Genomic DNA, 14,805 nt, shown 5'->3' with positions numbered 1-14,805 from the left:
GCCTGGGCCCGGCGGTGAAGTCGGCCGCCTCCAGGAGTGCGTCGAGCCGGCGGCGCAGCGGCCGGGGCAGGACCCTGCGCAGCTTCGCGGCGGCGCTGCCGGCGGGCGAGGCCGCGGGGTCCCGCCCGGCCTCCGCCCGCAGCCCGACGAGGACGGCGACGGCCTCCTCGTCCGTGAGCATCAGCGGCGGCATCCGGTGGCCGGGGGCGATCCGGTAACCGCCGTAGCGCCCGCGCAGGCCGTCCACCGGCACCCCGAGGTCCAGCAGGTGGCGCACGTAGCGCCGCACGGTGCGCTCGTCGACCTCGAGGCGGGCGGCCAGGCCGGGCACGGTGTGCACGCCGCCGCCCTGGAGGATCTCCAGCAGGGCCAGCACCCGGGTCGTCGACGTCGTCACAGGGGCAAGTGTGCCGCGTATACCGGGCGATTTCCGCCCGGTATTGGCCCTAGCGTTCGAGACATCCGTTCACCCGGCCCGTTCACCGGCCGGCTCTCTGGAGGTACGCACCATGGACTTCGTCTCGATCCGTGTCATCACCCGCGACGTGCCGCGCCTCGTCGCGTTCTACGAGGACGTCACGGGGACCCCGGCGCGCTGGGCCACCCCCGACTTCGCGGAGCTCGTCACCCCGTCGTGCACGCTGGCGGTGGCGAGCGAGCGCACCCTCGGCCTGTTCGCGGAGGGCTGCGCCCGGCCGGCGGACAACCACTCGGCGATCCTCGAGTTCCGGGTCGCCGACACCGATGCCGAGCACCGCCGCCTGGCGGACCTCGGCCGCACCGTCGTCCAGGAGCCGACCACGATGCCGTGGGGCAACCGCTCGCTCCTCCTGCGGGACCCCGACGGGAACCTGGTCAACCTCTTCACGCCCGTCACGGCGGAGGCGCTGAGCAGGCTCGCCCGCTGAGGCCCGGGCACCCGAGCAGGCGGCCGGGCGCCGCCGGGGCGCGAAGCCGACGGCCCGGGCCCCCACGTCGGGCGAGGTCCGAAGTGCCTTCCAGGGAAGGGCAGTTGCACGGGCCGGGGCTACGCGACCCGGTCCGCGAGTGCGACCGGCGCCTCGTCGTCCATCTCGAAGGCGAGGGGCCTCGGCGCGTGTCCGGCCAGGCGGAACCAGCGCACCTTGCGGTGCCTGCGCAGCGCCCGCGCCGCGCGCACCGCATCGTTGTAGAAGCGGCGCGCCATCGGCACGCGCCGTACGGCCGCGCCGAGTTCGTCGGCAGCCTCCACCCCGCCGGGGGCCCGGCGCACGGCCTCGACCTGAGCGGGCTCCCCGAACACGGCGCGCAGCGCCTGGCTGAGCTCGCTCTCGGCGACCTCGCGGTGCTCCTCCTCGGCCTGGCGCGCCGCGTGGGCCGCCTCGTACAGCACGATGGACGCGGCCGGGTCGAGCACCCCGGAGGTGGCGACCTCCTGCGCGACGGAGGCCCGGCGCAGCAGCGTCGCGTCGAGCGACGCGCGCGTGGCGTCGATCCGGGCGTGCAGCCGGTCGAGCCGGCCGGCGGTCCAACTCAGGTAGAGGCCGAAGGCGATGAGGAGGACGACGGCTGCGCCGATCCAGGCGAGGGTCTCGATCACGCCAGCAGGCTACCGGCCGCCCGGGCCCGGCCCGCGGGCGCGGGCCGGGCCCGTCCACGGGCACGCCGCTCCCGCGCGGCGGGCGCCGCGGGCGTTGCCGCGTAAGGCCCGAAAAAACCCGGCCCGCGCCCGCCCGTCGTCACGCACGATGACCGGGGCGGGATGACCGGGGAGGCGGGACGCCCGGTGCGCGCACCCGCCCGCGCACCCCGCGTCAGCGCGCCCCGTGCTGTCGCGGCGCGCCGGAGCGCCCTACGGCTTGCGGGCGACCAGCCCGTACTGGGCGACCTCCGGGCCCCGGGCGGAGCCCGGATCCGGCCGCCAGCGCGAGCAGGAGACGATGCCCGGCTCCGAGATCTCCAGGCCCTCGACGACGGAGGCGATCTCGGCCCGGGAGCGCGCCGTGATCCGCGGCGTCGCGTTCTCGTTCCAGAAGGCCATGGCCTCCTCGTTGGCCGAGCCGCCGAGCTCCAGCGTCGGGTGGGTCAGCACGAGGTGGCTGCCCGGCGCCGTCGCGCCGACGTAGCGGCGCACGAGCGAGCGCGCCTCGGCCGTGTCCGGGACGAAGTTGAGGATGCCGAGCATCATCACGGCGACCGGGGCGCCGAGGTCGAGCGTCCGCCCGAGGCGGGACAGGATCGCGTCCGGGTCGCGCACGTCCGCGTCCAGGTACTCGGTCTGCCCCGCCGGCGAACTGCTCAGCAGCACCCGCGCGTGCGCCAGGACCGTGGGGTCCTTGTCGACGTAGACGATCCGCGCGTCGGGGGCGACGCGCTGCGCCACCTCGTGGGTGTTGTCGGCGGTGGGCAGCCCGGCGCCGAGGTCGAGGAACTGCCGCACCCCCTCCGCGCCCGCCAGGTGGGTCACGGCGCGGCCGAGGAACGCCCGGTCCGCGCGTGCCACCTCGCCGATGCTCGGATACATCGCGGTGATGCGGTCGCCGACGGCCCGGTCGACGGGGTAGTTGTCCGTGCCGCCCAGCCAGTGGTTCCACACCCGCGCGTTGTGCGCGAGGTCCCCGGCCATCCTGCCCGCGGGCGCTCCGCCGCCGTCGCCGCGTTCCGTACCGTCGCCGCCCACGTCCGCTCCTCCCGCGCCGCCGTCCAGGCCGGTCAGCCTGCCAGCAACCGCACCAGGACGTCGATCCTGTTGGTGGTCAGCGCGTCGATGCCCGAGCGCAGCAGCCGCCGCATCGTGCGGGCCGTGTCGACCGTCCAGGCCGACACCAGCACGCCGTCGCGGTGGCCGCGCGCGATCACCTCGCCGGTGGCGAGCGCGAAGCGGTAGTTGACCCAGCGCGGGCGCACCGCCGCCAGCAGCGACGGCAGCGGCGGCGCGACGCTCTTCCACGTCATCGCGATCTCCGCGCCGGGTTCCGCCGCGCGCACCGCGAGCATCGTGGAGGGCGCGCCCGTCCAGTACACGCGCTCGCTCGCCCCGCAGTCCCGCACGACGCCCACCATCGTGCGCACGGCGGCCGGCGTGGCACCGGGCAGGTCCAGCTGGAGGCGGCAGCCGGTCGCGTCCAGGGCCTCGCGCAGCGTCGGGACTCCGCCGCCGGTCAGCTCGGCGAGCTGGGCCGCCGTGACGTCGGCGAGCGCGCGCGGGTGTCCCCACAGGCGTTCGAGGGAGGAGTCGTGCAGCAGGACGGGCACCCCGTCCCCGGTCAGCCGCACGTCCGTCTCCACGGCGCCCGCGCCGCGGGAGACGGCGGACAGGATCGAGGCGAGGGTGTTCTCGCGCTCCCGGTAGGGGTCGCCGCGGTGCGCCACCGCGACGACGTCGCGCCGGTTCACCGGGCGAGCCAGGCGTCGGTGTAGGCGTCGATCTCGCCGGCGAGGCGCCTCTTGCCCGCCGGATCGAGGAAGGAGGCCTCGACGCCGTTCTTCGCCAGGCCGGCCAGGCCCCGCTCGTCGAGCCCGAGCAGCCGGGCCGCCACCCCGTACTCCTGGTTGAGGTCCGTGCCGAACATCGGCGGATCGTCGCTGCCGATGGTCACGAGGACGCCGGCCTCCACCATCCTGGCGACGGGGTGCTCGTCGAGCGTGGCCACCGCGCGCGTGGCGACGTTGGACGTCGGGCAGACCTCCAGCGCGATCCGTTGCTCCGCCAGGTGCGCGAGCAGCGCCGGGTCCTGCACGGAGCTGGTGCCGTGGCCGATCCGCTCGGCCCGCAGGTCCCGCAGCGCGTCCCACACCGTGCCGGGTCCTGTGGTCTCGCCGGCGTGCGGCACGGAGTGCAGGCCCGCGGCGATCGCCCTGTCGAAATAGGGCTTGAACTGCGGTCGCGGCACGCCGATCTCCGGCCCGCCGAGCCCGAAGCCGATCAGTCCCTCCGGCCGCAGGTCCACCGCCAGGTGCGCGGTCTCCTCCGCCGACTCGAGTCCCGCCTCGCCCGGGATGTCGAAGATCCACCGCAGCACGACGCCGAGTTCGGACTCGGCGGACTTGCGGGCGTCCTCCAGGGCCTCCATGAAGGCCTGCTCGGGGATGCCGCGCCGGGTCGAGCTGTAGGGGGTGACCGTCAGCTCCGCGTAGCGGATGTTCTGCCGGGCCATGTCCCGGGCGATCTCGAACGTCAGCAGGCGGACGTCGTCCGGGCTGCGGATCAGGTCGACCACCGACAGGTACACCTCGATGAAGTGCGCGAAGTCGGTGAACGTGAAGTAGTCGGCGAGCGCGTCGGGATCGGTCGGCACCTTGGAGTCCGCGTGCCGGGCGGAGAGTTCGGCCACGATGCGCGGCGAGGCCGAGCCGACATGGTGGACATGCAGCTCGGCCTTGGGAAGCCCCGCGATGAACGGGTGCAGATCGGTCATGACTCCTCCAGCGGATCGGCTCGGGCGGGCCGGGCGTTCGGCGGCCGCTTCCCGGGCATCGACGGATCATCGTAGGCCGACGAGGAGGCCGGAACCCGGCGAGGCCGGGCCCGGCGGGGAGGCCGTAGCATGTCTGCTCTCACGATGGGGGAGCGCGATGTCAGAGCAGAACGGGCCGCAGCCGGCCGGCGGGCAGCCGGGCGATCCTTGGGCGCCGCCCGAGCACCGGCCGTCCCTGGACAAGCCGTCCGGCGTGCCGCAGCAGGGACAGCCGGGCGTACCGCCCAACCGCCCCCTGGACGCGCAGCCCACGGTGACGGACCTCGGCGGCGCGGCACCCGGCCCGGTGCCCCCGCCGCCGCCCGCGCCCGGCCCCTACGGCTACCCCTCGCAGGCCCCCACCCCGCCCCCGCCGGCCGCCGGCCCGTACTCCGGCGCCGGGACGCCCGGCTACGGGTTCCCCCAGTACCCGGCGGGGCCCGCGCCCTATCCGGGGCAGGGATGGAACGGCGCGCCGGCGCCCGCCAACGGCATGGGCACCGCGGCCCTGGTGCTGGGCATCGTCTCCGTCGTCGGCTTCTGCCTGTACGGCGTCGTCGGCATCATCACCGGCATCCTGGCGATCGTCTTCGGCATCAAGGGGCGGCGCAAGGCCGACAACGGCGAGGCGAACAACCGCGGTGCGGCGACCGCCGGCCTGATCATGGGCTGGATCGGCGCCGTCATCGGGCTGCTGGTGGTCGCCTTCATCGTCGTCGCGATCGTCATCGGCGTACACGACTCGAAGGACACGCCGTTCGACGACGGCGACCCGTTCGCCACCTCGCTGGTCGTCGACCACTGACCCGCACGGGGCGCGGCGGGCAGGTCCGCCGCGCCCGCACCGCCTCGGCCGGGAGCGCCTCCCGGGCACGTCGACTCGGCGGACCGGCGTCGTCCCCGCGCTCCTGCGCCGCCCGCCGCGGGCGGTGACGGGACGTGGCGGCCTCCCGCGGCGGCGGCACCGCGGGCCGGTCAGCCCCTGCCGTCGCCGCCGCGCGACAGCCTCGTCCTCGCCTCCATCAGGGCGAAGCCCAGCAGGTTCTCGCCGCGCCACCGGGCCGGGTCCGACGCCCGCTCGTCGTCCGCCGCCAGGCCGATGCCCCAGACGCGGTCCAGGGGACTCGCCTCCACCAGGACGCGGTCGCCGGTCGCCAGCAGGAACGCCCGCAGCGCGGGGTCCTGGCCGAACTTGTGCACGCTGCCGTCCGTGACGAGCGCGAACCGCTCCCGGCGCCAGACCTCCTCGTCGAAGCCGCGCACGAGGCGCCCCGCCTTCTTCGCGACGGACGGATGGCCGGCCGCGAGGACCGCGCGCTCCGCGTCCGCGTCGCCGAACAGCCGCGCCTTGCCCGCCATCATCCAGTGCTCCGCGCTCGCGTACGCGACACCGCCCACGCTGAAGCGCGCCGGCCACCACTGGCTGAGACAGCTCGCCGACAACGTCCCGTCCGGGCGGGGCGTGTGGCCCCAGAACGGGAGATACTTCACCCGCTCGCCGCGCCGCACGCGCTCGACGAGATCCGCCGCGTCCCTGATGCCTCGGATGCCTCGTTCCATGGGGAGCGAGTCTGGCAGCCCGCGCCGCGCACGGCGGCGGGCCCCGGACCTGCGGATACCGTGGTCGACCGATTCCGTTGCGTAACCAAATGGAAACAACGGAATCCCTTGTTGCATGGCCGATGCTCTGCCAGGATCGTCACTCAATCGGAGCTGGGACAACGGAGAACGTCATGGGTGACCGCTTCCAGGCGGACAAGTGCTTCGCGGACGGCGCGCAGTTCATCGGCGGCCGGCTCGTGCCCGGAACCTCGGGCCGCACCCAGGACGTGGTGGACCCGGCCAATGGCGAGCGCCTGCTCACCTACGAACTCGCCTCCGCGGCCGACGTGGACACCGCGGTCGCCGCGGCCGCCGCCGCGTTCCCGGCCTGGGCCCGCGCCACGCCCGGCGAACGGTCCGACGCGCTGCACCGCCTGGCCGGCGTCCTCGCGGCGCGCGCCGGCGAGTTCGCCGAGGCCGAGTCCCTCCAGTGCGGCAAGCCGCTCAAGCTCTCCGCCGGGTTCGACGTGCCGGGCACCGTCGACAACGCCGCGTTCTTCGCGGGCGCCGCGCGCCACCTCCAGGGCACCGCGGCCGGCGAGTACAGCGCCGACCACACCTCGTACGTACGCAGGGAGCCCATCGGCGTCGTCGGGTCCGTCGCGCCCTGGAACTACCCCCTGCAGATGGCCGCGTGGAAAATCCTTCCTGCCGTCGCCGCGGGCAACACCGTCGTGCTCAAGCCCGCCGAGATCACCCCCTTCACCTCGCTTATGTTCGCCTCGGCCGCGCGGGAGGCGGGCATCCCCGACGGCGTGATCAACGTCGTCAGCGGCGCGGGGCGGGACGCCGGCGAGCACCTCGTCGGCCACCCCGGCCTGGCCATGACGTCCTTCACCGGCTCCACGGCCGTCGGCAGGCGCGTCGCACGGCTCGCCACCGCGAACGTCACCCGCCTGCACCTCGAACTCGGCGGCAAGGCGCCCTTCCTCGTGTTCGACGACGCCGATCCCGAGGCCGCCGCGCACGGTGCCGTCGCCGGCGCCCTCATCAACACCGGGCAGGACTGCACGGCGGCCACCCGCGCCTACGTGCAGCGCCCGCTGTACGACGACTTCGTCGCGGCCGTCGCCGACCTCATGGCCGCCGTGCGCCTCGGGGACCCCTTCGACGAGGACACCGACCTCGGCCCGCTCGTCTCGCACGCGCAGCGCGACCGCGTCGCCGGCTTCGTCGACCGGGCGCGCGCGTACGCCCGGGTCGTCACCGGTGGCGAGGCGCCCGGCGGGGCGCTCGCGCGCGGCGCGTACTACCGGCCCACCCTGATCGCGGACGCCGCCCAGGGCAGCGAGATCGTCCGCGAGGAGATCTTCGGCCCGGTCCTCGCCGTCGTGCCCTTCGACACCGACGACGAGGGCATCGCCCTCGCCAACGACACCCCCTACGGTCTCGCCGCCTCCGTCTGGAGCCGGGACGTCTACCGCACCGGCCGCGCCACCCGCGAGATCAAGGCCGGCTGCGTCTGGGTCAACGACCACATCCCGATCGTCAGCGAGATGCCCCACGGCGGCTTCGGGCACAGCGGCTGGGGCAAGGACATGTCGGCGTACTCGTTCGAGGAGTACACCCAGGTCAAGCACGTCATGTACGACAACACCGCGGTGGCACGGAAGGACTGGCACCGCACGATCTTCGGGAACCGCACGTGACACCGACACCGGAGAGGGCGAAGCCCATGGCACACGACGGACCGGAGGGCCTGACGGCCGTCCAGCTCGCGGCGATACAGCGGCACCTCACCACCGGCAGGGGCGCCCTCACCCGCCGCTCGCTGCTGCGGGCGGGCGGACTCGGCGCCCTGTCCTTCGCGTCCTTCGCCGCGCTCACCGGCTGCGGCATCCCGGCCGCGAAGAAGGACACCAAGGGCGGCGGCGACCCCGACTACTCGGCCAGGGAAAAGACGGTCGTCTTCTCCAACTGGACCGAGTACATGGACGTCACCGACGACGGCAAGCACTACCCGACGCTGGAGGCGTTCACGAAGCGCACCGGCATCAAGGTCACCTACAACACCGACATCAACGACAACAACGAGTTCTTCGGCAAGATCCAGCCACAGCTCGCCGCCGGACAGGACATCGGCCGCGACATCATCGTGCTCACGGACTGGCTCGCCGGCCGCATCATCGACCTGGGCTGGGCGCAGACCCTCGACGCGTCCCTCATGCCGCACGCCTACGCCAACCTCATCGACGCGTTCCGCAGCCCCGACTGGGACCCGGGCCGCGCGCACTCCTACCCGTGGGCCGGCATCCCCACCGTCATCGCCTACAACGCCAAGGCCACCGGCGGCCGCAAGGTCGACTCCGTCTCGCAGCTCCTCGACGACCCGAAGCTCAAGGGCCGCGTCGCCTTCCTCACGGAGATGCGCGACACCATGGGGATGACGCTGCTCGACATGGGCAAGACGCCCGAGACGTTCACCACCGACGACTACGACGCTGCGATCGCCCGGCTGCAGAAGGGCGTCGACAGCCACCAGATACGCCGCTTCGCCGGCAACGACTACACCTCCGACCTCGACAAGGGCGACATCGCCGCGTGCGTCGCGTGGGCCGGCGACATCGTGCAGCTCCAGTCGGAGAACCCGGACATCAAGTACGCCGTCCCGAAGGCCGGCTACATGATCTCCAGCGACAACATGATGGTCCCCGCCAAGTCCCGGCACCGGGCCAACGCCGAACGGCTGATGGACTACTACTACGAGCCGCCCGCCGCGGCCAGGCTCGCCGCGTACATCAACTACGTCTGCCCCTGCGACCACGTGAAGCCCGAACTCGCCAAGCTCGACAAGGACGCGGCGAACAACGTGCTGATCATCCCGGACGCGGCGATGCAGGCCGCCTCGCACTCCTTCCGCTCCCTGAGCAACAAGGAGGACTCGGCGCTGGAGCAGAAGTTCTCCCGGCTCATCGGCGCGTAGCACCCCTCCCGCGTCCCCGCGCCCGCCCGCGCCGGGACCGCCGCCCGCCGCGGCGCCCGGCCCGCCCGCCGACGCCCCCGCCACATCCCTCTAGCCCCCGGGACTGCCTCCGATGACAGAGACCGCATCCACCGGCCCGGCCGGCGGCGACGTCCGCCTCGCCGGGATCAGCAAGAAGTACGGCTCCTTCCGCGCCGTCGAGCCGCTCGACCTCACCGTGCCGCAGGGCACGTTCTTCGCGCTCCTGGGCGCGTCCGGCTGCGGGAAGACGACGACCCTGCGCATGATCGCCGGCCTGGAGGACCCGACCACCGGCACGGTCTTCCTCGGGGACCGCGACGTCACCGACCTGCCTCCCCACAAGAGGCCCGTCAACACCGTCTTCCAGAGCTACGCCCTCTTCCCGCACCTCGACATCTTCGAGAACGTGGCGTTCGGGCTGCGCCGACGCGGCATCAAGTCGGTGAAGAAGCAGGTCGGCGAGATGCTCGACCTCGTCCAGCTCGGCGACCACGCCCGGCGCAAGCCGCAGCAGCTCTCCGGCGGCCAGCAGCAGCGCGTCGCCGTCGCCCGCGCGCTCATCAACCGCCCCCAGGTGCTGCTGCTCGACGAGCCGCTCGGCGCCCTCGACCTCAAACTGCGCAGGCAGATGCAGCTCGAACTCAAGCGCATCCAGACCGAGGTCGGCGTCACCTTCATCCACGTCACCCACGACCAGGAGGAGGCCATGACCATGGCCGACACCATCGCGGTGATGAACGCGGGCCGCGTCGAGCAACTGGGCAGCCCCGGCGAGCTGTACGAGAACCCGCGCACGACGTTCGTCGCGAACTTCCTCGGCACCTCCAACCTCATCGAGACGGAGATCCTCGGCACGGACGGCGCCGGCCTCACCGTCTCCGGCGGCGGGGGCTGCAAGCTCATGCTGCCCCGTGACCGCTGCTCGACGGGGACGGCCGCGGGTGGGAAGGTTCTCGTCGGCATACGCCCCGAGAAGATCACCCTCACCCACGCCGACGACGCCGGCGCGATACCCGAGGGGCGCAACCGCGTCCCCGGCCGCATCGCCGACACCAGCTTCATCGGCGTCTCCACGCAGTACGTCGTGCACAGCCCGGTCTGCCCCGACCTCGCGGTGTACGCGCAGAACATCGAACGGGACGCGCGGCTCGTGCCCGGCGCGGACGTCGTCCTGCACTGGAACCCCGAGCACACCTTCGGCCTCGGCGCCGACCAGGACCGCTCCGCCGGAGAGGGAGAGGCCGCATGACCGCCACCGCGGCGCGGCCCGCCGCGCCCCCGGCGGCCGGGGAGCCGAAGCCGCGCCCGGCGCCCCGCCGCAAGCGGCTCGTGCCGTACTGGCTGCTCCTGCCCGGCATCCTGTGGCTGATCATCTTCTTCGTGGTGCCGCTCGTCTACCAGGCGTCCACGTCCGTGCAGACCGGATCGCTGGAGAACAGCTTCCGCGTCACGTGGCACGTTCAGACCTACTGGGACGTGCTCCAGCAGTACTACCCGCAGTTCCTGCGCTCCCTGCTGTACGCCGCCGTCGCGACCCTGCTCTGCCTCGTCGTCGGCTACCCGCTGGCGTACCTCATCGCCTTCCGGGCCGGGCGCCACCGCAACATCCTGCTCGTCCTCGTCATCGCGCCGTTCTTCACGAGCTTCCTGATCCGCACGCTCGCCTGGAAGACGATCCTGGCCGACGGCGGGCCGGTGGTGCACGCCCTGAACGCCCTGCACGTCCTCGACCTGACCGACGTCCTCGGCTGGACCAGCGGCGACCGGCTGCTGGCCACCCCTCTCGCCGTCGTCACCGGCCTGACCTACAACTTCCTGCCCTTCATGATCCTGCCGCTCTACACCTCGCTGGAGCGCATCGACCACCGCCTGCACGAGGCCGCGGGCGACCTCTACGCGACGCCCTGGACCACGTTCCGCAAGGTGACCTTCCCCATGTCGCTGCCCGGCGTCGTCTCCGGCACCCTGCTCACGTTCATCCCGTCCAGCGGCGACTACGTCAACGCGCAGCTGCTGGGCTCCGCCGACACGAAGATGATCGGCAGCGTCATCCAGTCGCAGTTCCTGACCGTGCTCGACTATCCGGCGGCCGCGGCGCTGTCGTTCATCCTGATGGCGGTCGTGCTGTTCGTCGTCAGCTACTACATCCGCCGGGCCGGGACGGAGGAGTTGCTCTGATGAACCCGCTGACCGCACTGCGCCGGGCGCGACGGCACCTGGTGGTGATCGCGGGCCTGCTCACGCTCGCCTACATGATCCTGCCGAACGTCGTCGTGATGGTGTTCTCGTTCAACAAGCCCACCGGCCGCTTCAACTACTCGTGGAACCACTTCTCGCTCGACGCGTGGAAGTCGCCCTGCGGGGCCGCGGGCCTGTGCGGCTCCCTGGGGCTGTCCCTGCAGATCGCCGTCTACGCGACGATCGGCGCCACCGTACTCGGCACCATGATCGCGTTCGCGCTGGTGCGCTACCGCTTCCACGGCCGGGGCCCGGTCAACTCGCTGATCTTCCTGCCGATGGCGATGCCCGAGGTCGTCATGGCGGCCTCGCTGCTGACCCTCTTCCTCAACCTCGGCGCGCAGCTCGGCTTCTGGACCATCCTCATCGCGCACATCATGTTCTGCCTGAGCTTCGTCGTCGTCGCCGTCAAGGCCCGCGTCATGTCGATGGACCCGCGGCTGGAGGAGGCGGCGCGCGACCTGTACGCGGGGCCCGTGCAGACCTTCCTGCGCGTCACGCTGCCGATCGCCGCACCCGGCATCGCCGCGGGGGCGCTGCTGTCGTTCGCGCTGTCGTTCGACGACTTCATCATCACCAACTTCAACGCCGGCTCCACGGTGACCTTCCCCATGTTCGTGTGGGGTTCGGCCCAGCGCGGCACGCCGGTCCAGATCAACGTGATCGGCACGGCAATGTTCGTCATCGCCGTACTGATCGTCGTCGCGGGCCAGCTCGTCAGCGGCCGGCGGGCCAGGGCCGGCTCCGCGTCCTGACCCCGGCCGCGGGCCGCCCCGCCCCGCACAGACGGCCCCGCACAGGCGGGGCCCGAAGGAGTTGTTAGGCATGGCCCCAGGAGCCATGGACACCGCACCGGCCGCGCGTGCGGCCGCCACCCTCGCCGCGCGGTCGCTCGCGGACGCCCGGCCCCTGCCGTACTGGCTCGACACCCCCGCGAGACCGGCCGCGCTCCCCGCCCTCACCGGTGGGGAGCACTGCGACCTGCTCGTCGTCGGCGGCGGCTACAGCGGACTGTGGACCGCGCTCCTCGCGAAGGAACGCGACCCCGGCCGGGACGTCGTCCTCATCGAGGGCCGGGAGGTCGCGTGGGCCGCGTCCGGCCGCAACGGCGGCTTCTGCGCCGCGTCGCTCACCCACGGCCTGCCCAACGGCCTCGCCCGCTGGCCCGGCGAGCTGGAGACCCTGGAGGAGCTGGGCGCGCGCAACCTCGACGCCATCGAGGAGGCCGTCACCCGCCACGGCATCGACTGCGGCTTCGAGCGCACGGGGGAGATCGACGTCGCCACCGCGCCCCACCAGCTCACCGAGCTGCGGGCGCTGAAGGACCAGGCCGACCGCGCCGGGCTCACCGGCTACGAACTGCTCGACCGCGACGCCGTCCGCGCCGAGGTCGACTCGCCGACCTTCCTCGGCGGCCTCCTCGACCGCCACGGCGTCGCCCTCGTCGACCCGGCGGCCCTCGCCTGGGGGCTGAAGCGCGCCTGCCTCGGCCTCGGCGTCCGCATCTACGAGAACACCCCCGGCCGCGAACTCGCCCGCTCGGGGCCGGGCATGGCGGTACGCACCCCCTACGGCCGCATCCTCGCCCGACGGGTCGCCCTCGGCACCAACGTCTTTCCCTCGCTGGTGCGCCGCGTGCGCCCGTACACCGTCCCCGTCTACGACTACGCGCTGACGACCGAACCGCTCACCCCCGCGCAACTGGCGTCCGTCGGCTGGCGGGGCCGCCAGGGCCTCGGCGACAGCGCCAACCAGTTCCACTACTTCCGCCTCACCGCCGACAACCGCGTCCTGTGGGGCGGCTACGACGCGATCTACCCCTACGGCGGGCGGCTCGACGCCGACCGCGACCAGCGCCCGGAGACGTTCCTCAAGCTCGCGGGACACTTCTTCACCTGCTTCCCGCAGCTGGAGGGCGTCCGCTTCAGCCACGCCTGGGGCGGAGCGATCGACACCTGCACCCGCTTCGCCGCGTTCTTCGGCACCGCGCACGCGGGACGCGTCGCCTACGCGGCGGGCTTCACCGGACTCGGCGTCGGAGCGACCCGGTTCGGCGCCGACGTCATGCTCGACCTGCTGTCGGGCGAGTCCACGCGGCGCACCCGGCTGGAGATGGTGCGGCGCAAGCCGCTCCCGTTCCCGCCCGAACCGGCTGCCTGGGCGGGCATCGGCCTGACCAAGTGGTCGATGGCGCGGGCCGACGCGGCCGGCGGCCGGCGCAACCTGTGGCTGCGCACGATGGACCGGCTCGGCCTCGGCTTCGACAGCTGAGACGCGCGCCGGGGCCGGCGGGCCGGGCCGCCGTTCGGCCGCCGTTCGGCCCGTGGGGGTGACGCACGCGGCCCGCCCGCCCCTTCGGCGGAGGCGGCAGGCCCGCTCGCGGCGCGACGCGGAGGCTCCCCGCTGTGCTGCCACCAGGCACGGCGTCATGTGATCCAGATCACGTCGGATCCGTCCGGATCGGTGGCGCAACCCGCGTCATGAACGGGCCCCGCCCCGCTCTCCCCTGTGGACGGGACGTCCGGCGCCGCGCACCTCGCGGCACCAGCGGCGTCCGGGAAGGGGAGGCGGGACGGATGGCTGATTCGGGTGGGACCTCGGGGGCGAGGAGCGCGGTGGACTGGCTCGCGGCGGCGGCGCCCGACCCGCAGGCGTGCCGCTGGGAATGGGAGCGCAATCCGGCCGGGGTCGCCCTGCTGCCCGCGGGCCGCCGCTGGGACGTGCTCATCCTGCCGGCCGGGCTCGGCCGGCCCACGCTCGACGTGCTCGGCCGGCTGGTGGACCGGCCGGGTCCGGTGCTCGCCGGCCCCGGTGAGGGGCGTACGGGCTTCTTCGTGCCGCCGGGAACGGCTGCCCGGTGGCTCGGCACGGGCGTGCGGGGAGCGGGCCGCGGCACGTGGATCGTCGTGCCCCGCCCCGGCCGGCAGGCGGTGGGCATGCGCTGGCTCGTGCCGCCGGACGGCTCGGGGGTCCTGACCGACCCCGCGGTGCTGGAACTGGCCATGCACGAGGCGGTGGCGGAGCTTGTCGAAGGGGAGGGCGACGCGCGGGCCGGGGAGGCGGCCTGGGGTGGCGCGGTCGACGCCGGAGTGGCGGGTGTGGCCTGGGACGAGAGCGGATCCCGGGGGGCGGCCCGGGGTGCGGGGGGAGCCGGGGGAGTCGCGTGCCGTGAGGGGGGAGCCGGACCGGACGACGGAGTGTCGGCTGGGGCTGGGGCTGGGGCTGGAGGGGCCGGGGGAGGCGGTGAGGCCGGAGAAGTCGATGGAGTCCAAGGGGCTCAAGGGACTCAAGAGGCTCAAGAGGCTCAAGAGGCGCAACGGGTTGGCGAGGGGGCCCGGGATGACGAGGAGTCTTGACAAGGCAATTGGTCTGGACCATCTTGACGGCACCGCGAGACCCCACCATCGCCCCTCGCGGCGGCACCGCCGACTCCCCCCACCGGAGGCATTCGTGAAACCCGCTCAGCGGCACACCCCCTACACCCGGCTCGCGGCGGCGTTCGCGACCGCCGTGCTCACGGCCGGCGGCCTCGTGGCCGCGTCGCACACGGCGCAGGCGGCCCCCGCCGCCCGGGCCGCGGCCCCC

General features: G+C 73.6%; 14 protein-coding genes and 1 pseudogene. 9 read left to right on the top strand and 6 right to left on the bottom strand.

Annotation, left to right across the window (positions count from 1 at the left end):
• Positions 1-397: helix-turn-helix transcriptional regulator (locus tag L1885_RS11740; RefSeq protein WP_235797007.1), on the bottom strand; the 397-nt coding region annotated here is incomplete at its 3' end.
• A 112-nt stretch (positions 398-509) separates the two neighbouring features.
• Here L1885_RS11740 and L1885_RS11735 point away from each other — a divergent pair.
• Positions 510-908: a VOC family protein gene (locus L1885_RS11735; protein ID WP_235797006.1), complete on the top strand. Its 399-nt coding sequence runs from the start codon at positions 510-512 to the stop codon at positions 906-908.
• Between the two features lie 119 nt (positions 909-1,027).
• Here L1885_RS11735 and L1885_RS11730 read toward each other — a convergent pair whose 3' ends face one another.
• The 4 genes from L1885_RS11730 to L1885_RS11715 all read right to left on the bottom strand — a co-directional run bounded on the left by L1885_RS11730 (position 1,028) and on the right by L1885_RS11715 (position 4,397).
• Entirely contained in the window at positions 1,028-1,579 is a 552-nt protein-coding gene (locus L1885_RS11730; protein ID WP_235797005.1) for a hypothetical protein, read from the bottom strand.
• A 252-nt stretch (positions 1,580-1,831) separates the two neighbouring features.
• Positions 1,832-2,605, bottom strand: a complete 774-nt coding sequence (locus L1885_RS11725; RefSeq protein ID WP_235797009.1) for an SAM-dependent methyltransferase — start codon at positions 2,603-2,605, stop codon at positions 1,832-1,834.
• A gap of 86 nt (positions 2,606-2,691) precedes the next feature.
• Positions 2,692-3,375 (bottom strand): glycerophosphodiester phosphodiesterase, encoded by a 684-nt coding sequence (locus L1885_RS11720; RefSeq protein WP_235797004.1) that lies wholly within the window; start codon positions 3,373-3,375, stop codon positions 2,692-2,694.
• On the bottom strand, positions 3,372-4,397 hold the full coding sequence (locus tag L1885_RS11715; RefSeq protein ID WP_235797003.1) for an adenosine deaminase: 1,026 nt from the start codon (positions 4,395-4,397) through the stop codon (positions 3,372-3,374). Before L1885_RS11715 ends, L1885_RS11720 begins: the two co-directional genes overlap by 4 nt.
• Positions 4,398-4,554: 157 nt before the next feature.
• Here L1885_RS11715 and L1885_RS11710 point away from each other — a divergent pair, with 157 nt between their 5' ends.
• A complete protein-coding gene (locus tag L1885_RS11710) occupies positions 4,555-5,241 on the top strand; it encodes a DUF4190 domain-containing protein (protein ID WP_235797002.1) in 687 nt (228 codons plus the stop codon).
• A gap of 170 nt (positions 5,242-5,411) precedes the next feature.
• Here L1885_RS11710 and ybiA read toward each other — a convergent pair whose 3' ends face one another.
• Positions 5,412-5,996 carry a riboflavin biosynthesis intermediates N-glycosidase gene (ybiA, locus tag L1885_RS11705; protein WP_235797001.1) on the bottom strand — a complete coding sequence of 195 codons (585 nt, stop codon included), beginning with the start codon at positions 5,994-5,996 and terminating at the stop codon, positions 5,412-5,414.
• Positions 5,997-6,169: 173 nt separating this feature from the next.
• On the opposite strand from ybiA, the gene L1885_RS11700 reads away from it, so the two are divergent.
• The 7 genes and pseudogenes from L1885_RS11700 to L1885_RS11670 form a co-directional block, all read left to right on the top strand.
• Positions 6,170-7,687 (top strand): gamma-aminobutyraldehyde dehydrogenase, encoded by a 1,518-nt coding sequence (locus tag L1885_RS11700; protein ID WP_235797000.1) that lies wholly within the window; start codon positions 6,170-6,172, stop codon positions 7,685-7,687.
• Positions 7,688-7,713: 26 nt separating this feature from the next.
• Positions 7,714-8,961: an ABC transporter substrate-binding protein gene (locus L1885_RS11695; RefSeq protein ID WP_235796999.1), complete on the top strand. Its 1,248-nt coding sequence runs from the start codon at positions 7,714-7,716 to the stop codon at positions 8,959-8,961.
• A 112-nt stretch (positions 8,962-9,073) separates the two neighbouring features.
• Positions 9,074-10,231 (top strand): ABC transporter ATP-binding protein, encoded by a 1,158-nt coding sequence (locus L1885_RS11690; protein ID WP_235796998.1) that lies wholly within the window; start codon positions 9,074-9,076, stop codon positions 10,229-10,231.
• Positions 10,228-11,160, top strand: a complete 933-nt coding sequence (locus tag L1885_RS11685; protein ID WP_235796997.1) for an ABC transporter permease — start codon at positions 10,228-10,230, stop codon at positions 11,158-11,160. Before L1885_RS11690 ends, L1885_RS11685 begins: the two co-directional genes overlap by 4 nt.
• Positions 11,160-11,975 carry an ABC transporter permease gene (locus L1885_RS11680; protein ID WP_235796996.1) on the top strand — a complete coding sequence of 272 codons (816 nt, stop codon included), beginning with the start codon at positions 11,160-11,162 and terminating at the stop codon, positions 11,973-11,975. The genes L1885_RS11685 and L1885_RS11680 overlap by 1 nt, the downstream gene beginning before the upstream one ends.
• Positions 11,976-12,045: 70 nt before the next feature.
• Positions 12,046-13,491 carry an NAD(P)/FAD-dependent oxidoreductase gene (locus L1885_RS11675; protein WP_372481923.1) on the top strand — a complete coding sequence of 482 codons (1,446 nt, stop codon included), beginning with the start codon at positions 12,046-12,048 and terminating at the stop codon, positions 13,489-13,491.
• Between the two features lie 305 nt (positions 13,492-13,796).
• A pseudogene (locus L1885_RS11670) lies at positions 13,797-14,258 on the top strand (hypothetical protein); the annotation flags it as partial.
• Positions 14,259-14,805: the final 547 nt, after the last annotated feature.

This window comes from Streptomyces fuscigenes, assembly GCF_021556455.1.
In the GTDB taxonomy this organism is placed as follows: Bacteria; Actinomycetota; Actinomycetes; order Streptomycetales; family Streptomycetaceae; genus Streptomyces; species Streptomyces fuscigenes.
Note: the sequence above shows the minus strand (reverse complement) of the source record. Positions and strands in the feature narration are given on the sequence as shown.